General features: G+C 70.6%; 17 protein-coding genes and 1 pseudogene. 12 read left to right on the plus strand and 6 right to left on the minus strand.

The window, feature by feature from the left end:
* Positions 1-654 (plus strand): annotated as a pseudogene (locus tag AOQ53_RS19830) (sigma-70 family RNA polymerase sigma factor); the annotation flags it as partial.
* Here the strand turns inward: AOQ53_RS19830 and AOQ53_RS19835 are convergent.
* The gene (locus AOQ53_RS19835) at positions 599-1,345 is read right to left on the minus strand and encodes a glycerophosphodiester phosphodiesterase (RefSeq protein ID WP_059419116.1); all 747 of its coding nucleotides are present in this window, start codon (positions 1,343-1,345) and stop codon (positions 599-601) included. The pseudogene AOQ53_RS19830 and the gene AOQ53_RS19835 overlap by 56 nt on opposite strands.
* Positions 1,342-2,460 (minus strand): adenosine deaminase, encoded by a 1,119-nt coding sequence (locus AOQ53_RS19840; protein ID WP_099054640.1) that lies wholly within the window; start codon positions 2,458-2,460, stop codon positions 1,342-1,344. Before AOQ53_RS19840 ends, AOQ53_RS19835 begins: the two co-directional genes overlap by 4 nt.
* A gap of 288 nt (positions 2,461-2,748) precedes the next feature.
* Here AOQ53_RS19840 and AOQ53_RS19845 point away from each other — a divergent pair, with 288 nt between their 5' ends.
* Complete coding sequence (locus tag AOQ53_RS19845) at positions 2,749-3,387, plus strand: DUF4190 domain-containing protein (protein WP_059419119.1); 639 nt, start codon at positions 2,749-2,751, stop codon at positions 3,385-3,387.
* Positions 3,388-3,455: 68 nt separating this feature from the next.
* Positions 3,456-3,920: a DUF4190 domain-containing protein gene (locus AOQ53_RS19850; RefSeq protein ID WP_059419121.1), complete on the plus strand. Its 465-nt coding sequence runs from the start codon at positions 3,456-3,458 to the stop codon at positions 3,918-3,920.
* Positions 3,921-3,976: 56 nt separating this feature from the next.
* Here AOQ53_RS19850 and AOQ53_RS19855 read toward each other — a convergent pair whose 3' ends face one another.
* Positions 3,977-4,546, minus strand: coding sequence for an NADAR family protein (locus AOQ53_RS19855; RefSeq protein WP_059419123.1), 570 nt, complete (start codon positions 4,544-4,546; stop codon positions 3,977-3,979).
* Positions 4,547-4,746: 200 nt separating this feature from the next.
* Here AOQ53_RS19855 and AOQ53_RS19860 point away from each other — a divergent pair, with 200 nt between their 5' ends.
* The 7 genes from AOQ53_RS19860 (at position 4,747) to AOQ53_RS19890 (ending at position 12,503) form a co-directional block, all read left to right on the plus strand.
* The gene (locus tag AOQ53_RS19860) at positions 4,747-6,282 is read left to right on the plus strand and encodes a gamma-aminobutyraldehyde dehydrogenase (RefSeq protein ID WP_059419125.1); all 1,536 of its coding nucleotides are present in this window, start codon (positions 4,747-4,749) and stop codon (positions 6,280-6,282) included.
* Positions 6,283-6,338: 56 nt separating this feature from the next.
* On the plus strand, positions 6,339-7,586 hold the full coding sequence (locus AOQ53_RS19865; protein WP_059419128.1) for a polyamine ABC transporter substrate-binding protein: 1,248 nt from the start codon (positions 6,339-6,341) through the stop codon (positions 7,584-7,586).
* A 6-nt stretch (positions 7,587-7,592) separates the two neighbouring features.
* Positions 7,593-8,738 (plus strand): ABC transporter ATP-binding protein, encoded by a 1,146-nt coding sequence (locus AOQ53_RS19870; protein WP_059419129.1) that lies wholly within the window; start codon positions 7,593-7,595, stop codon positions 8,736-8,738.
* Positions 8,738-9,667, plus strand: coding sequence for an ABC transporter permease (locus AOQ53_RS19875; protein WP_059419130.1), 930 nt, complete (start codon positions 8,738-8,740; stop codon positions 9,665-9,667). The genes AOQ53_RS19870 and AOQ53_RS19875 overlap by 1 nt, the downstream gene beginning before the upstream one ends.
* On the plus strand, positions 9,668-10,468 hold the full coding sequence (locus tag AOQ53_RS19880) for an ABC transporter permease (protein ID WP_059419131.1): 801 nt from the start codon (positions 9,668-9,670) through the stop codon (positions 10,466-10,468).
* 18 nt (positions 10,469-10,486) lie between these two features.
* A complete protein-coding gene (locus AOQ53_RS19885) occupies positions 10,487-11,905 on the plus strand; it encodes an NAD(P)/FAD-dependent oxidoreductase (protein WP_059419133.1) in 1,419 nt (472 codons plus the stop codon).
* 142 nt (positions 11,906-12,047) lie between these two features.
* Positions 12,048-12,503: a bifunctional DNA primase/polymerase gene (locus tag AOQ53_RS19890; protein WP_059419134.1), complete on the plus strand. Its 456-nt coding sequence runs from the start codon at positions 12,048-12,050 to the stop codon at positions 12,501-12,503.
* A gap of 3 nt (positions 12,504-12,506) precedes the next feature.
* Here the strand turns inward: AOQ53_RS19890 and AOQ53_RS19895 are convergent, their stop codons facing one another.
* On the minus strand, positions 12,507-13,172 hold the full coding sequence (locus AOQ53_RS19895) for a phosphatase PAP2 family protein (protein ID WP_059419136.1): 666 nt from the start codon (positions 13,170-13,172) through the stop codon (positions 12,507-12,509).
* Here AOQ53_RS19895 and AOQ53_RS19900 point away from each other — a divergent pair.
* Positions 13,171-14,994, plus strand: a complete 1,824-nt coding sequence (locus AOQ53_RS19900) for an acyltransferase (protein WP_174523318.1) — start codon at positions 13,171-13,173, stop codon at positions 14,992-14,994. The two genes, AOQ53_RS19895 and AOQ53_RS19900, sit on opposite strands and share 2 nt — an antisense overlap.
* 7 nt (positions 14,995-15,001) lie before the next feature.
* Here the strand turns inward: AOQ53_RS19900 and AOQ53_RS19905 are convergent, their stop codons facing one another.
* On the minus strand, positions 15,002-15,331 hold the full coding sequence (locus AOQ53_RS19905) for a winged helix-turn-helix transcriptional regulator (protein WP_059419140.1): 330 nt from the start codon (positions 15,329-15,331) through the stop codon (positions 15,002-15,004).
* Between the two features lie 112 nt (positions 15,332-15,443).
* On the opposite strand from AOQ53_RS19905, the gene AOQ53_RS19910 reads away from it, so the two are divergent.
* Positions 15,444-16,337, plus strand: a complete 894-nt coding sequence (locus AOQ53_RS19910; RefSeq protein WP_059419142.1) for an NAD(P)-dependent oxidoreductase — start codon at positions 15,444-15,446, stop codon at positions 16,335-16,337.
* A gap of 410 nt (positions 16,338-16,747) precedes the next feature.
* On the opposite strand, the gene gabT is transcribed toward AOQ53_RS19910, so the two are convergent.
* Positions 16,748-18,082, minus strand: a complete 1,335-nt coding sequence (gene gabT / locus AOQ53_RS19915) for a 4-aminobutyrate--2-oxoglutarate transaminase (RefSeq protein ID WP_059419144.1) — start codon at positions 18,080-18,082, stop codon at positions 16,748-16,750.
* Between the last annotated feature and the right edge of the window lie 203 nt (positions 18,083-18,285).

Below are 18,285 nucleotides of genomic sequence, written 5' to 3' on the forward strand. Positions count from 1 at the left end.
CCGTCGGCGACGAAGAAGGCCGCCCTGTACGGCACGGTCGTCGACGCCGTCGACCGCGCCCCCGACCCGGACGCCCGGCCCGCCGCCCTGCCCCGACGCCCCGAGTCCGGCATCACCAGCACCGGCGGCCCGAGGGCCGTGATGCAACACCGTGGCGACAGCGTGACGCTGAGCGGTCAGGGCTATGTCCTGGTCCGCTGGCAGATCTCGCCGCACGCCCGGCCCGGCGGCGTGGTCATGCCGTCCTGGACCGGCCTGAAGGGCAAGCTGTTCCACGTGGCCTCCGGCGGCTCGCGCCGCATGGACGACCCGCTGCCCGGCGCCCCGAACGGCTACGTCACCGGCATGGGCGGCCCCGACATCGGATACGCGGTGCTGCCGCCCGGCACCCAGCAGATGTGGCAGAACGAGTACTTCTACGTCGACGGCACCGTCACCCTCACCCAGAACGAACGCGGCTGCGACTACGGCATCGCCGTCTTCCCGTCGAGCTGGCAGGCCGTGGACAAGGACGTCAACGAGGGCCCCGCTCAGGGCGCCATCCGCTACGGCCTCGTACGCGACACCGGCACGGACAGCGCGCCGGTGCCGCAGTACGTCACGCGCTCGACGCCGGCCGATCCGGCGACGGTGCCGCAGCGCTCGCGCGTGTAGCGCACAGCACGTCGATGCGGTTGGTCGTGATCGAGTCCACCCCCGCGTCCAGCAGCCGCCGCATCGAGCGGCGCGTGTCGGGGGTCCAGACGGACAGCAGGTAGCCGTCGCGGTGGACGCGGTCGGCGAGGGCGCGGTCCACCAGCGGGAAACGGTAGTTGAGCCAGCGCGGGCGGACCGCCTCCAGCAGGACGGACCGGGGCGGGGCCAGCGTCGTCCAGGTGAGGGCGATCTCCGCGGCCGGGTCCGCCGCGCGCACGGCGAGCATGGCGTCGGCGCCCGCGCAGTAGTAGACGCGGTCCGCCGCCCCCACCTCCCGTACGGCGTCCATCACCCGCCGCACCGCCCGCACGTCGGGCGAGCCGGGCAGGTCGATCATCACCCGGTGGCCGTCGGTCGCGGCCAGCGCCTCCGTCAGGGCCGGAACCCCGCCGCCGGTGAGCCCGCGCACCTCCTCCCAGGACAGCGCGAGCACCGGCCGCTCGTGCTCCCAGAGCCGCTTCAGCGTGTCGTCGTGCAGCAGCACCGGCACGCCGTCCCGGGTCAGCCGTACGTCGATCTCCACCGCGTCCGCGCCCCGGTCGAGCGCGGAACGCAGTGAGGCGACCGTGTTCTCGCGGTGGCGGTACGGGTCGCCCCGGTGGGCCACGGCGGTCACGAGCCGCCGGGGGCGCTCGGGTGAGGGCGTCACCGGTCGAGCCACCCCGCGGTGTACGTGTCGATCTCCTCGTTGATCCGGGCCTTGCCCGTGGCGTCCAGGAAGGACGCCTCGACGGCGTTCTTCGCCAGCTCGGCCAGTCCCTGCTCGTCGAGGTCGAGCAGCCGGGCGGCGACCGCGTACTCGTTGTCGAGGTCGGTGCCGAACATCGGCGGGTCGTCGGAGTTGATCGTGACGACGACCCCGGCCTCGGCGAACTCCTTGATCGGGTGCTCGTCGAGGGTGCGGACCGCGCGCGTGGCGATGTTGGAGGTCGGGCACACCTCCAGCGGGATCCGGTGCTCGGCGAGGTGCGCGAGGAGCTTCGGGTCCTGCGCGGAGCTGGTGCCGTGGCCGATGCGCTCGGCTCGCAGATGCGTGAGGGCGTCCCACACCGTCTGAGGGCCGGTGGTCTCGCCGGCGTGCGGTACGGAGTGCAGCCCGGCCGCGATCGCCCGGTCGAAGTACGGCTTGAACTGCGGACGCGGCACGCCGACCTCGGGCCCGCCAAGACCGAAGGAGACCAGGCCCTCCGGGCGCAGCCGGTCGTCGGTGGCGAGCCGGGTCGTCTCCTCGGCGGCTTCGAGCCCCGCCTCGCCGGGGATGTCGAAGCACCAGCGCAGCACGGTCCCGAAATCGGCCTCGGCGGCCTTGCGGGCGTCCTCGATCGCGTCCATGAAGGCGCGTTCGTCGATGCCGCGGCGGGTGGAGGAGAACGGGGTGATGGTCAGCTCGGCGTACCGCACCTGCTGCCGGGCCAGGTCACGGGCCACCTCGTAGGTCAGCAGCCGGACGTCCTCCGGGGTGCGGATCAGGTCGACGACCGACAGGTACACCTCGATGAAGTGGGCGAAGTCGGTGAAGGAGAAGTAGTCAACCAAGGCAGCGGGATCGGCCGGGACCTTCGAGTCGGGGTGGCGGGCGGCCAGCTCGGACACGATCCGGGGGGAGGCGGAGCCGACGTGGTGCACGTGCAGTTCGGCCTTGGGCAGTCCGGCGACGAAGGCCTTCAGATCGCGTGGCGCGCGGGGGTCGACGAGATGCTCGGTCAAGGGTTCCTCCCCGGAACGGCGCCCCTGCCGGCGCGTGGCGGGCGGGGCGCGGGTGATCGGCTGATCGATGACTCGGATTCATCGTAGGCCGTGGGGGGAGCGCCCCTTTTCGCGGGCGCGGGGCTGTATCGATGTGTGCGGCTTCGCCGCGTGGGCGCGAGCAACCTCCACGCACCCGCACTGTGGGCACGCACCGAACCACGCACCCGCACTGTGGCACGCACCGAACCACGCACCCGCACTGTGGCACGCACCGAACCACGCACCGAACCAGGCACCCGCACTGTGGCACGCACCGAACGGCCCCGTAGCATGGCGGCACGATCGACCCAGGGGGGATGCACCATGACGGACCCGACGCAGCCCGGCGGAGGCGGCGGCCACGACCCGTGGGCGCCCCCGGAGAACCGGCCGTCACTCGACAAGGACCAGCCCCCCACCGCAGGGCCGCCCTCCGTGCACGACCAGGCCACGGTCACCTCGATGCCGAGCGCGGGTTTCATCCCGCCGACCGGCACGCCGCAGTTCGACACCTCGGGCACCGGCGCTGTCCCGCCCCCGCCCGCCGCCCCCACCGGCCCGGCAGCAACCGGTGGCTACGGCTACCCCGGCTACCCCCAGGCGGGCTACGGCTGGCCCGGCATGCCCATGGCCCCCCAGAACGGCATGGGCGTCGCCGCGATGGTGCTGGGCATCATCTCCTGCACGCTCTTCTGTCTGTACGGCGTGGTCTCCCTGGTCACCGGCATCCTCGCCGTCGTCTTCGGCATCAAGGGCCGCAAGCGCGCCGAGGCCGGAGTGGCCACCAACCACGGTCAGGCCCAGGCGGGCCTGATCATGGGCATCATCGGGATCATCCTCGGCATCGCGGTGATCGTCCTGATAGCCGTCGGCATCACGGCCGCGATCAACAGCGACGAGCCGTACGACGACCCGTACTACGGCGCGCGCGCCCCGGCCGCCACCGCCCCGTCCCACCAGTGAAACAGCCGTACTGCGCGGCGGACTTGGCCACTACGATTCCCTGGTCTGACAACGGAGGGGAGATCGTCATGTCCAACACCAATCCCACGCCCGGTGGGTTCGGTCCGCCGTCCCAGCCCCCGCAGCAGCCGGCCCCCGGCTACGGCTATCCGCAGCAGGGCGGCCCCGGCTACGGCTACCCCCAGGGCAGCCCCGGCTACCCGGCCGCGCCGCCCGCGGGCTACCCCCAGGCGCCCGGCTACGCGATGCCCGCGCAGCCGAGCAACGGCATGGGAACCACGGGGCTGGTGCTGGGCATCATCGGCGTGGTGTGCAGCGTGACCTTCCTGCTGTGGTTCTTCGGCGTGATCCTGGGCATCCTGGCGATCATCTTCGGCGCCATCGGGCGGGGCAAGGCGACCCGGGGTGAGGCCACCAACAAGGGCGCGGCGACCGCCGGACTGGTCTGCGGCATCATCGCCACCGTGATCCTGCCGCTGCTGGGTTTCCTGCTCTTCGCCAGCATCATGGGCGGGCTCGGCGCGGCTGCCTGAAGCTGCTGCTGCACGGGGGGCCGGTCCCTTGGGCCGGCCCCTCACTCATGCCCCCGTCATGCCCCGCGCAGCCGCTCCCGCGCCTCCATCAGCGCGAAGCCCAGCAGGTTCGGCCCCCGCCACCGCTCCGGATCCATCGCCGCCTCGTCGTCCGCGGCCAGCCCGATGCCCCACACCCGGTCCACGGGACTCGCCTCGACCAGCACCCGGTCGCCGGTGTTCAGCAGGAACTCCCGCAGCCCGGGCTGCGTCCCGAACTTGTGGACGCTGCCCTCCACGACGATCCGGAACCGCTCCCGCTGCCATATCGCCTCGTCGAAGCCGCGCACCAGCCGCCCGGCCTTCTTCGCCTCGGCGGGATGCCCGGCGGCGAGCACGGCACGCTCCGCCGCCGCGTCCTCGAAGAGCCGTGCCTTGCCCGCCATCATCCAGTGCTCGGCCGTCGCGTACTCCACGCCGTCCACCGTGAACGGCGCCGGCCACCACTGGCTCAGACAGCTCGCCCCGATGCGGCCGTCGGGCCGCGGCCGGTGCCCCCAGAAGTGCAGATACCTGATCCTCGCGCCGGCGCGGACCGCCCTGATCAGGGCGGTCCGGGAGCCGACCGCCCCCGTGGTCTCCTCCATGCACGCGAGTCTGGCACGCACCGCTGACACGGCGTCCTGCCTTTTCCTGGCGGACTCGACACCTGGTCGACAGATTCCGTCGCGTAACCAAAAATCAACAACGGAATCCCTTGTTGGAGTGACATCCCTCTGTCAGGATCGGCATTCAAATCGAGCCTGAGCCACGCCGGTCCCACCACGGGGACACGGAGGAGAGCGACATGCACAACCCGGGCAACGCCACCCCGGACCGATTCCCGGCCGAGGAGCGCTTCGCGGAGGGCGCGCAGTACATCGCCGGCCGCCTCACCAGGGGCACCTCCGGCCGCACCCACGCGGTCGTCGACCCGGCGTCGGGCGAGGAGGTGCTCCGCTACGAACTGGCGGGCACGGCCGACGTCGACCGGGCCGTCGCAGCCGCCCGCGAGGCCTTCCCGGGCTGGGCGGGAGCCACACCCGGCGAGCGTTCCGACGCCCTGCACCGGTTCGCCGCGGTCCTGGCCGCCCGCGCCGAGGACTTCGCCCGCGCCGAGTCGCTCCAGTGCGGCAAGCCGCTGAAGCTGAGCCGCGAGTTCGACGTCCCGGGGACGATCGACAACACCGCCTTCTTCGCCGGTGCCGCACGGCTTCTCCAGGGCCAGTCCGCCGGTGAGTACTCCGGGGACCACACGTCGTACATCCGGCGCGAGCCCATCGGTGTCGTCGGTTCCATCGCGCCCTGGAACTACCCCCTCCAGATGGCCGCCTGGAAGGTCCTGCCGGCGATCGCGGCGGGCAACACCATCGTCCTGAAGCCCGCCGAGCTCACCCCGCTGACCTCGCTGCTCTTCGCCCAGGCAGCCACGGACGCCGGGATTCCGGACGGTGTGATCAACATCGTGACCGGCACCGGCAGGGAGGCAGGTGAGCACCTCGTCGGCCACCCCGACGTGGCCATGACCTCGTTCACCGGCTCCACCGCCGTCGGCAAGCGCGTCGCGGAGATCGCCACCGCCACCGTAAAGCGCCTCCACCTGGAGCTCGGCGGCAAGGCGCCCTTCGTGGTCTTCGACGACGCCGACCTGGAGGCCGCCGCCCATGGCGCGGTCGCCGGCGCCCTCATCAACACCGGGCAGGACTGCACGGCCGCCACGCGCGCGTACGTGCAGCGGCCGCTGTACGACGCCTTCGTGGAACGGACGGCGACGCTCATGGAGACCGTCCGGCTCGGTGATCCGTTCGCCGCCGGAACCGACCTCGGACCGCTGATCTCGCACGCGCAGCGGGACCGGGTCGCCGGTTTCGTCGACCGGGCGCGTGCCTACGCGCGCGTGGTCACCGGCGGCGAGGCACCCGAGGGGGAGCTCGCCGAGGGCGCCTACTACCGGCCCACCCTCATCGCCGACGCCGCCCAGGACAGCGAGGTCGTCCAGTCCGAGATCTTCGGACCGGTCCTGGTCGTGCTGCCCTTCGACACCGACGACGAGGGCATCGCGCTCGCCAACGACACCCCGTACGGGCTCGCCGCCTCCGCGTGGAGCCGGGACGTGTACCGGGCGAACCGGGCCACGCGCGAGATCAAGGCCGGGTGCGTGTGGGTCAACGACCACATCCCGATCATCAGCGAGATGCCGCACGGCGGCTACAAGTCCTCCGGCTACGGCAAGGACATGTCCGCGTACTCGTTCGAGGAGTACACCCAGATCAAGCACGTCATGTTCGACAACACCGCGGTGGCCGCGAAGGACTGGCACCGCACCGTCTTCGGGGACCGATAGTCGTATGCAGGCCGCCTGACCAACGGCCGTCCACCCTCCGAAAGGGCACCACGCGCATGGAGCAGTACGAGCCCGACCGCCTGTCCCCGGCCCAAGTGGCCGCCATGCGGCGCAGTTTCAGGAACGGCAGGGCCGCCCTCACCCGGCGGTCGCTGCTGCGCGCCTCCGCGGGCGGGGCGCTCGCGGCCGGCGGACTCGGGACGCTGAGCGCCTGCGGCATCCCGGCGGCGGGCAAGTCGCAGGGCGGTGTCTCCGCAGAGGATCACTCGGCCAAGGAGAAGACGGTGAACTTCTCCAACTGGACCGAGTACATGGACGTCGACGACAGCGGCAAGCACCACCGGACGCTGGAGCAGTTCACGAAACGCACGGGCATCAAGGTCAAGTACACCGAGGACATCAACGACAACAACGAGTTCTTCGGCAAGATCAAGCCGCAGCTCGCCGCGGGCCAGGACACCGGCCGCGACATCATCGTCCTCACCGACTGGCTGGCCGGCCGCCTCATCCGCCTCGGCTGGGTGCAGAAGCTCGACCCGGCCAACCTGCCGCACGCCTACGCCAACCTGTCGGCCCAGTTCCGCAGCCCCGACTGGGACCCGGGCCGCGCCTACTCGTACGTCTGGCAGGGCATCTCGACCGTCATCGCGTACAACAGGAAGGCCCTCGACGGCGTCGAGGTGAAGTCGATATCCGACCTGCTCGACAACCCCAAGCTCAAGGGGCGGGTCGGCTTCCTGTCGGAGATGCGCGACAGCGTCGGGATGACGCTGCTCGACATGGGCAAGGACCCGGCGGATTTCACCGCCGACGACTACGACGCGGCCATCGCCCGCCTCCAGAAGGCCGTCGACAAGGGCCAGATCCGCCGCTTCACCGGCAACGACTACACCTCCGACCTGACCAGCGGCGACTTCGCGGCCTGCGTCGCCTGGGCCGGTGACGTCGTCCAGCTCAAGGCGGACAGCCCGGACATCGACTTCCTCATCCCGGACAGCGGATACATGACGTCGACCGACAACCTGCTGATCCCCAACAAGGCCCGGCACAAGACGAACGCCGAGCGGCTCATCGACTTCTACTACGAGCCGAAGCCGGCCGCCGAACTCGCCGCGTACATCAACTACGTGTGCCCGGTCGACGGTGTGAAGGCCGAGCTGGCGAAGATCGACGAGGACGCGGCGAACAACCCGCTGATCATCCCCGACAAGGCCATGGCCGCCAAGTCGCACGCCTTCCGCTCGCTGAGCTCGAAGGAAGAGACCGAGTTCGAAGAGAAGTTCGCGAAGCTGACGGGGGCGTGACCCAGGATGACGAACAAGACAGACCCCACCGGCGACGTCCGCCTGACGGGCATAGCCAAGACCTACGGCGCCTTCACCGCCGTCCACCCGCTCGACCTGACCGTGCCGCAGGGCTCCTTCTTCGCCCTGCTCGGCGCCTCCGGCTGCGGCAAGACCACCACCCTGCGCATGATCGCCGGCCTGGAGGAACCTTCCGCAGGCACCGTCTCGCTGGGCGGCCAGGACGTGACCGCGCTCCCGCCGTACAAGCGGCCCGTGAACACGGTCTTCCAGTCCTACGCCCTCTTCCCGCACCTCGACATCTTCGAGAACGTCGCCTTCGGCCTGCGCCGGCGCGGCATCAGGTCGGTGAGGAAGCAGGTCGAGGAGATGCTCGACCTGGTCCAGCTCGGTGAGCAGGCCCGCAAGAAGCCGCACCAGCTCTCCGGCGGCCAGCAGCAGCGCGTCGCCGTGGCCCGCGCGCTGATCAACCACCCCAAGGTGCTCCTCCTCGACGAGCCGCTCGGCGCCCTCGACCTGAAGCTGCGCCGCCAGATGCAGCTGGAGCTCAAGCGCATCCAGACCGAGGTCGGCATCACCTTCATCCACGTCACGCACGACCAGGAGGAGGCCATGACCATGGCCGACACGGTCGCCGTGATGAACGCGGGCCGCGTGGAACAGCTCGGCTCACCGGCCGACCTCTACGAGAACCCGCGCACCACCTTCGTCGCCAACTTCCTCGGCACCTCCAACTTCATCGAGGCCGAGGTCGACTCCAAGAGCGGCGAGGAGATCGTGCTGAAGGCGGGCGGCGGCAAGCTCGTCCTGCCCGAGGCCCGGTGCGGCGCGCCCACGACGGCCGGCGGCAAGGTGCTGGTCGGCGTCCGCCCGGAGAAGATCTCCCTCACCCACGCGGACGACGCCGGCGAGATACCCGACGGCCGCAACCGCATCACCGGCCGGATAGCCGACTCCAGCTTCATCGGCGTCTCGACGCAGTACGTCGTCGACAGCCCGGTCTGCTCCGACTTCGAGGTCTACGCCCAGAACATCGACCGCGACCCGCGGCTCGTGCCCGGCGCCGAGGTCGTCCTGCACTGGAACCCGGCCCACACCTTCGGCCTGGACGCGGACCAGGACGCGGACGCCGGAGTGGAAGAGGCGGCCTGATGTCGACACTCACCGAGGCGCCACCGCCGCTCGCACCACGAGCGCCCGAGCCCGAACCCCCGAAGCGCAGGGGCCGCTGGACCCCGTACTGGCTGCTGCTCCCCGGCATCCTCTGGCTGCTGGTCTTCTTCGCGCTGCCGATGATCTACCAGGCCTCCACGTCCGTGCAGACGGGCTCCCTGGAGGAGGGCTACAAGGTCACCTGGCACTTCGCCACGTACTGGGACGCGCTGTCCGCGTACTGGCCGCAGTTCGTCCGGTCCGTGCTGTACGCGGGCACCGCGACGATCCTGTGCCTCCTGCTCGGCTACCCGCTCGCGTACCTGATCGCCTTCCGCGCGGGCCGCTGGCGGAATCTGATCATGATCCTGGTGATCGCGCCCTTCTTCACCAGCTTCCTGATCCGCACCCTGGCCTGGAAGACGATCCTCGCGGACGGCGGCCCGCTCGTCGGCGCGCTCGACACGCTGCACGTCCTGGACGTCACCAGCTGGCTCGGCTGGACCGCCGGCGACCGGGTCCTCGCCACACCGCTCGCGGTGGTCTGCGGACTGACGTACAACTTCCTGCCGTTCATGATCCTTCCGCTCTACACCTCTCTGGAGCGCATCGACGGCCGGCTTCACGAGGCCGCCGGTGATCTGTACGCCCGCCCCTGGACGACCTTCCGCAAGGTGACCTTCCCGCTGTCGATGCCGGGTGTCGTCTCCGGCACGCTGCTGACCTTCATCCCGGCCACCGGCGACTACGTCAACGCCGACCTGCTCGGCTCCACGGACACCCGCATGGTCGGAAACGTCATCCAGACGCAGTTCCTGAGAGTGCTCGACTATCCGACCGCCGCGGCGCTCTCCTTCATCCTCATGGCGGCCATTCTTCTCATGGTCACCCTCTACATCCGCAGGTCTGGGACGGAGGATCTGGTCTAAATGCCCTTCGTCAACTGGCTGAAAAGAAATCTCGTCGTCATCGCGGGACTGCTGACGCTCACCTATCTCCTGCTGCCGAACGTCATCGTCACGGTGTTCTCCTTCAACAAACCGAAGGGGCGCTTCAACTACGAATGGCAGCAGTTCTCCCTGGACGCCTGGAAGGACCCGTGCGGCGTCTCCGACCTGTGCGGCTCGCTGTCGGTCAGCCTCCAGATCGCGTTCTGGGCGACCCTCGGCGCCACGCTCCTCGGCACGCTGATCGCCTTCGCGCTGGTCCGCTACCGCTTCCGCGCACGCGGCGCCGTGAACTCGCTGATCTTCCTGCCGATGGCGATGCCCGAGGTCGTCATGGCCGCCTCGCTGCTCACCCTGTTCCTCAACATGGGCGCCCAGCTGGGATTCTGGACGATCCTCATCGCGCACATCATGTTCTGCCTGAGTTTCGTGGTCACGGCCGTCAAGGCGCGCGTGATGTCGATGGACTCCAAACTGGAGGAGGCGGCGCGGGACCTGTACGCGGGCCCGTTCCAGACCTTCGTCCGGGTCACCCTGCCGATCGCGGCGCCGGGAATCGCGGCGGGGGCCATGCTCGCCTTCGCCCTCTCCTTCGACGATTTCATCATCACCAATTTCAACGCCGGCTCGACCGTCACCTTCCCCATGTTCGTCTGGGGCTCGGCACAGCGCGGAACGCCCGTTCAAATCAATGTCATCGGCACGGCCATGTTCGTCGTCGCCGTACTGTTCGTCCTGGCTTCCATGGCCGTGGGTAATCGCCGCAACAGACAAAAGGCATAACCGTAGGGAGTTGAAATCATGGCCCCGAGCGCCATGAATCAGTGGACCCGTTCGCTTTCCGACGCCCAGCCGGTCCCGTACTGGCTGGACGACCCCGGCAGGCCCCGCCCCGAACCCGCCCTCACCACCTCCGAGACCTGCGACCTGCTGGTCGTGGGCGGCGGCTACAGCGGACTGTGGACGGCGCTGATCGCCAAGGAACGGTCCCCGCAGCGGGACGTGGTGCTGGTGGAGGGCCGCGAGGTGGGCTGGGCCGCCTCGGGCCGCAACGGCGGATTCTGCGCCGCCTCCCTCACCCACGGCCTGCCCAACGGCCTCGCCCGCTGGCCCGACGAGATCCACAAGCTCCAGGAGCTGGGCGCCCGCAACCTCGACGCGATCGAGGCGGCGGTCGCCCGGCACTCCATCGACTGCGACTTCGAACGCACCGGCGAGATCGACGTCGCCACCGAGCCGTACCAGGCGGCGGAACTGCGCGCCTGGCACGAGGAGATGTCCCGCCGGGGCCTCGCCGAGGACGTCGAGTACCTGGACGCCGAGGCGGTCCGGGAACAGGTGAACTCACCCACCTTCCAGGCGGGCCTGTGGGACCGCAGGGGCGTGGCGATGCTGCACCCGGCGAAGCTGGCCTGGGGCCTGAAGCGGGCGTGCGTGAAGCTGGGAGTCCGCGTCTACGAGCACACCCCCGCGCTGACGCTGAAGCCGTACGGCGCCGGCATGGCCGCACGCACCCCCTACGGCCGGGTCCGCGCCCGCCAGGTCGCCCTCGGCACCAACGTCTTCCCGAACCTGGTCAGACGCGTCCGTTCGTACACCGTCCCGGTCTACGACTACGCCCTGATGACCGAGCCGCTCACCCCCGGGCAACTCGCGTCGATCGGCTGGAAGAACCGCCAGGGCCTCGGGGACAGCGCCAACCAGTTCCACTACTTCCGCCTGTCGGCCGACAACCGGATCCTCTGGGGCGGCTACGACGCGATCTACCCCTATGGCGGCCGCGTCCGCGCCGAGTACGACGACCGCCCGGAGACCTACGCCAAGCTCGCCGGGCACTTCTTCGCCTGCTTCCCGCAACTGGAGGGCGTCCGCTTCAGCCACGCCTGGGGCGGCGCGATCGACACCTGCTCCCGCTTCTCGGCGTTCTTCGGCACCGCCCATCAGCAGAAGGTCGCCTACACGGCGGGTTACACGGGCCTGGGTGTCGGCGCGACGCGCTTCGGCGCCGAGGTGATGCTGGACCTGCTGTCCGGCGAGCGCACGGAACGCACGGAACTGCACATGGTCCGCAAGAAGCCCCTGCCCTTCCCGCCGGAACCCTTCGCCTGGACGGGAATCGCCCTCACCAAGTGGTCCCTGGCCCGAGCGGACGCCCAGGGCGGGCGCCGCAACCTGTGGCTGCGCACCATGGACCGGCTGGGACTGGGCTTCGACAGCTGAACCGGCGGGATGTGAGACGGTTCACTCCAGCGAGGGGCCCAAACCCGCGTAATGACCACAAGGGGACCTCCCTCTCCCTCGTGACGCCCTCGGGACGCCCTGCGCGTTCGCGAGATTCACGAGTGAGACGGAGGTCTTCCTGATGACCGGTGCGAAGACGGCGGTCGAGTGGCTCTCATCCATCGCACCCGATCCCGAGGCCTGCCGCTGGGAGTGGGAGCGCAACCCGCTCGGGGTCACGCTGCTGCCGGCCGGCAGCGCGTGGGACGTGCTCATCCTGCCCGGTGAACTCGGCTACGCCACGCTCGACGTGCTCAGCCGCGTGCTCGACCAGCCGGGCCCCGTCCTCGTCGACTTCGGCGACGCGCGCATCGGGTTCTTCGTGCCGCCGGGCACCGCGGCCCGCTGGCTCGGCACAGGCATCCGCACGGCGGGCGCCGGCACCTGGATCGTCGTGCCGTATCCGGGCCGTTCCTCACCCGGCGGAGTCCGCTGGCTGGTCCCCCCGGACGGCTCGGGGACCCTGACGGACCCGCCCCTGCTGGAACTGGCGATGCACGAGGCGGCGGCGGGGCTGGCCACGGAGGACGATGGTTAGGCCCTACCGCTGTCCGGGCGGCGTCGCACGCCCGAGGAACAGCCACAGCGACGACAGCAGCACCGCGCACAGACACCAGCTGGCCACCACGTCCAGTGGCCAGTGGTAGCCGCGGCGGACCAGGCCGTAGCTCGCGCCGAGTACGAGGACGAGGCAGGCGGTGACCAGGGCGCGGCGGGCGAGGAACGTGCCGAGCCGGGGGAGCGTGAGCAGGGTCGCGCAGCCGTAGGCGATGGCGGCCGTGGCGGTGTGGCCCGAGGGGTAGTAGCCGGTGCCGGGCGGGACGGCCGGGGTGCCCGGGCGGTCCGTGAGTTCCTTGAGCGGGATGATCAGTGCCGGGACCAGGGCCATGAGGAAGGCCGCGGCGGTGACGGGCAGCCACCAGCGGTCCGTGCGGCGGGTCCGTAGCGCGACGTATCCGAGTGCGACGGCGAGGACCGGGACCGCGACCTGGACGTTGCCGAGGTCGGAGAGGAACTCGGAGAGACCGTCCGGGTGGACGAGGCCGCGGCTGACGCGCTCGTCGAGGCGGACGAGCGGGCCGTCGGCGACGACCTGCCAGGTGATCAGGGCGAAGAGGAGCGCCGGGAGGCCGAGCAGGAGGGCCGGGAAGCGCGGGTGCCGTGCGGTGGTGGGCTCGTTGAGATCCTGGTTCCCGGAGATCGGCATGGGCCCCAGCTTGGCACGGGCACAGATATCCCCTGTCCGCCCGCGCGACCCAGTGGAGGATCACGTGAACCAGCCGGAGAACGACGACGGCCTCTTCGACCACTGTCCGTGGCTCTACGCGGAGCAGGCATCGGAGCGGCGGCGGGCGGCACAGGAGCAGCGGCGCAAGCGGCTGCTCGAGGGAGCGGGGTCGGTACGGCTCGGTGAGAACTGCTTCGTCGCGGAGACGGCCGCGGTGTACCCGGACGTCCTGCACCTGGGCGACCGCTCCTACATCGCGGCCCACGCCTACGTCACCGGTGACGTACGCACCGGCGCCGACTGCACGATCAACCCCTTCACCGTGGTCCGCGGCACCGTCACTCTGGGGGACGGGGTGCGCATCGGCGCCCACAGCTCGCTGCTCGCCTTCAACCACGGGACCTCGCCCGACCTGCCGGTCCATCAGCAGCCCGTCACCAGCCGCGGCATCACGATCGGCGACGACGTCTGGATCGGCTCCCACGTGGTCGTCGTGGACGGCGTCACCATCAGCGACCACTGCGTCATCGGCGCCGGCGCGGTCGTCACGAAGGACCTGCCCGCGTGGACGGTGGCGGCGGGCAACCCGGCCCGACGGATACGCGACCGCAGGGAGGCGCGCGGGGCGGCACAACGCGCAGAGGCGTCGGGCGGTGTGGCGCCGGGCGGTGCGGCATCGGGCAGTGAGGCACCGCACCCCGCGCAGGAGGGGTCGGCGCTCGTCGGTGAACTGTCCGCGTTCGCCACCGCCGCCCGCACCCAGGCCGCCGACCTGCTCGACCGCTGCCGGCAGCCCGGCACCGGCCGGTACGTCGACCGGCCCGGTGCCGAGCCGACCGTGCGGGCGCACTGCGACGCCGTCGAGATCGCCGATCTGCTGCTCGGAAAGGCGCCGCCCCACCTGCCCGCCGCCGAGCACGCGGCACGGCTGCGCGCCCTCCAGGACCCCGTCACGGGACTGGTCCCCGAGTACGGCGCGGCACCGCCGGTCCCCGGCCCGGCCGGGCTGCCGGAGGACGGGGCCTCGGCCTATCACGTGCTGTGCGTGGGCTACGCGCTGGACCTGCTCGGCAGTTCCTTCGCCCACCCGGTCCACACGGTGCGCACCACCACGGCGGACCGACTGGTCCGGCACCTGGCCGAGCTGCCCTGGCGCGATCGTGCCTGGCACGCCGGGTCGTGGGTCGACTCCTGGGCCACCGCCGCGCACTGGAACCTGCGCCTCGGTACGGAAGCGGCCGCCCCCGGGGCACTGGAGGCGCTGTTCGGCTGGCTGCACACCCACGCCGACCCGTGGACGGGGATGTGGGGCTCGCCCACCCCCGAGTCCGGGCGCCTCCAGATGGTCAACGGCTACTACCGGCTCACCCGCGGCTCCTTCGCCCAGTTCGGCCTGCCCGTACCGTACGCGGAGCGCGTGATCGACACCGTCCTCGACCACGCGCGCGACCCCCGCCACTTCGCGCCCGGCCGGGAGAACGCCTGCAACGTCCTGGATGTGATCCACCCCTTGTGGCTCTGCGCCCGGCAGACCAGCCACCGCGCCGAGGAGGCCCGCTCCTGGGCGGCGAACCAGCTCACCGCCGCCCTGCGCCGCTGGCACCCGGGCCGGGGCTTCCCCTTCGGCCCCAGACCCGACGGCACCGGCCCTGGCCGTGAACCAGGCCTCCAGGGCACGGAGATGTGGCTCGCCATCGTCTGGCTGCTCGCGGATCTCGTCGGCCTCGCGGACGTCCTGGGATACCGCCCGCGAGGAATACACCGCCCGGAACCGGCCCTGCCCGCCGAAGGAACGGCATGATTCCCGCTCACGGAATGGCTTCGATCCGCTCCAGGTTTTCCTCGCCCCATTCACCGAGGGGCGCCATCGCCGCGTTGAGGGAATGGCCGAAATCGGTCAGCGAGTACTCCACCTTCGGCGGCACCTGATGATGCACTTCGCGGTGTACGAGACCGCTGTGCTCCATCTCCCGGAGTTGAAGGATCAGCATCCTTTCGCTGATGCCGTCCACGGCCCGCCTCAACTCCCCGAACCGTAACGGCCCTTCACCGAGCGAGAACAGAATCAGGCCCTTCCACTTTCCGCCCATGACGGCGATGGCGGCGTCCAGCCCACACGTGTAGGTGCGTTTCGTCATTCGGCCCTCCCACGAACAAGAATGTCAGTACCCGAGGAAAATGTAGGTACTTGAGGGAATGTACGCGATCACCCAGCATGGATTCCCGTACGGAGAACAAGGGAGAGAAAACATGGCTGGGGACAACCGCACATCGGTCACCGTCATCGGACTGGGCTCGATGGGCCGGGCGCTGGCCGAGGCGTTCGTGGCTGCGGGGCACGCGACGACCGTCTGGAACCGCACCCCGGGCCGGGCCGGGCCGTTGGTGGACCAGGGGGCGATGCACGCCGCGTCCATCGCGGACGCGGTCACGGCGAGTGGGCTGGTCGTCACGTGCCTGACCACCTTCGAGGACACCCGCGCGGCGCTGGAGCCCGCCGCGAGTGCCTTACGGGGACGAACCCTCGTCACGCTGAGCAGCGGCTCCCCGGCCGGCGCCCGCGAGACGGCCGCCTGGGCCGCCGCGCACGGCGCCCGCCTGCTCACCGGGGCGGTCAAGAACGTACCGGCGGCGGTGGGAGCGCCGGACACCCTGATCTACTACAGCGGCGACAAGGCCGTCTTCGACGAACACGAGACAACCCTGAGAGTCCTGGGCGGCGACACCGTCCATCTCGGGGAGGAACCCGATCTCGCCGCGCTGTACGAGATGGCGGTGGGCGCGATGCTGCTGCCCGCGCTCGTCGGCTTCTTCCAGGGTGCCGCCGCCGTCCAGGCGCGCGGACTGCGGGTGGACTCGATGGTGCGGTTCGCCGGCAAGTGGCTGGACATGATCAAAGCGCTGCTGCCGGTCTACGCCGCGGAGATCGACAGCGGTGACTACAGCGATGCCGCCAGTTCGGTGAACCTCTTCCTCGCGGGCGCGGTCCATGACGACGACCTGGCCGAGGAGACGAACGTCGACACCGCCTGGCTGGCTCCCCTGCACGATCTGGTGCGCCGGGCGGCTGAGGCGGGCCACGGTGAGCACAGCGTCTCGGCGCTGACCGAAGTGCTCAGGAAGTCGCCGCACAGCGGGGCGTAGAGGAGGTCGGCCGCCCCGGAACAGGGGGGGGTGGTTCCGGGGCGGCCGTCCGGACCGGAACGTCGCGCGCCCCGGGGGGTTTGGGGCGGGCGACTGTCCGATCGGTGAGGAGATCCAGAACCTCAGGCTCCGGTTGTGTGCGCGAGGGCACGACCAGGTCGAAGCTGGGGAGGCCCCGGCCTGATGTCACCCACAGTCCCCTGTGGGCGGGGTGTATCTCTCATCCGGGTAGAACCTACGGCAGGGGCTGGGCGCAGGACAGGCCGCAGGGCCCGCTGTCATCCACCTCGCACACCTTCTTCACACGCTCTGCCGCTCGCCGCCCCGGTAGCGGAACCGGAGCGGCTCACCTGCCCCGATGCCGGCTCAGATGCGCGCGATCCGGCGCCTGGGCAGAGGCGAAGCCGACGTCAGATACGTGCGAAGGCCTGCTCGATGATGTCGAGGCCCTCGTTCAGCAGGTCCTCGCCGATCACCAGCGGGGGCAGGAAGCGGAGGACGTTGCCGTAGGTGCCACAGGTCAGGACCAGCAGGCCCTCGGCGTGGCAGGCCTTGGCGAGCGCGGCGGTCGCCTCGGGGTTCGGCTCCTTCGTCGTACGGTCCTTGACCAGCTCGATGGCGATCATCGCGCCACGGCCACGGACGTCGCCGATGACGTCGAACTTGTCCTGCATGGCGGACAGGCGCGCCTTCATCACGGCCTCGATGTTCTTCGCCCTGGCGTTGAGGTCGAGCTCCTTCATGGTCTCGATCGCGCCCAGGGCGCCCGCGCAGGCGACCGGGTTGCCGCCGTAGGTGCCGCCCAGACCGCCGGCGTGCGCGGCGTCCATGATCTCGGCGCGCCCGGTCACGGCGGCGAGCGGCAGACCGCCGGCGATGCCCTTGGCGGTGGTGATCAGATCCGGGACGACGCCCTCGTCCTCACACGCGAACCACTGGCCCGTACGGCAGAAGCCGGACTGGATCTCGTCGGCGACGAAGACGATGCCGTGGTCGGAGGCGAACTTGCGGATCGCCGGCAGGAAGCCCTTGGCCGGCTCGATGAAACCGCCCTCGCCGAGCACCGGCTCGATGATGACCGCGGCGACGTTCTCCGCGCCGACCTGCTTGCTGATCTGGTCGATGGCCTGCGCGGCGGCCTCGGGACCGGCGTTCTCGGGACCGGTCGGCCAGCGGTAGCCGTACGCCACGGGCACGCGGTACACCTCGGGCGCGAACGGCCCGAAGCCGTGCTTGTACGGCATGTTCTTGGACGTCAGCGCCATGGTCAGGTTGGTCCGTCCGTGGTAGCCGTGGTCGAACACCACGACGGCCTGCCGCTTCGTGTACGACCGCGCGATCTTCACGGCGTTCTCGACGGCCTCGGCGCCGGAGTTGAACAGCGCGCTCTTCTTGGCGTGGTCACCCGGGGTCAGCTCGGCGAGCGCCTCGGCGACCTCGACGTACCCCTCGTACGGCGTGACCATGAAACAGGTGTGGGTGAAGTCGGCGAGCTGCGCGGACGCCCGGCGTACGACGGCCTCGGCGGAGGCACCGACTGAGGTCACGGCGATGCCCGACCCGAAGTCGATGAGCCGGTTGCCGTCGACGTCCTCGATGATCCCGCCACCGGCCCGCGCCGTGAACACGGGCAGCACGGACCCCACACCCTGCGCGACCGCGGCGGTACGGCGGGCCTGCAGCTCCTGCGACTTCGGTCCGGGAATGGCGGTGACGACGCGGCGCTCCTGCGGAAGTGCGGTCATGCGGGGCTCCTGGGGTGGTGCGGACGGGGGGGACGGACACTTCGCTTCTTTTCTCGCAGGCTAGGGCCGGGGGAGGGGGGTGGGCATGCTCCATGTGGGCGTTGTCGAAGGGACGGCTTGTCCGGGGTGGACATGGCGGCCTCGTGGGCTGGTGCCCCCGCCCCGGCCGTGTAAGCGGTGAACTCCCCAGGGGAGGGCGTTAG

Origin of the sequence: Streptomyces azureus (assembly GCF_001270025.1) — a bacterium.
Taxonomy (GTDB): domain Bacteria; phylum Actinomycetota; class Actinomycetes; order Streptomycetales; family Streptomycetaceae; genus Streptomyces; species Streptomyces azureus.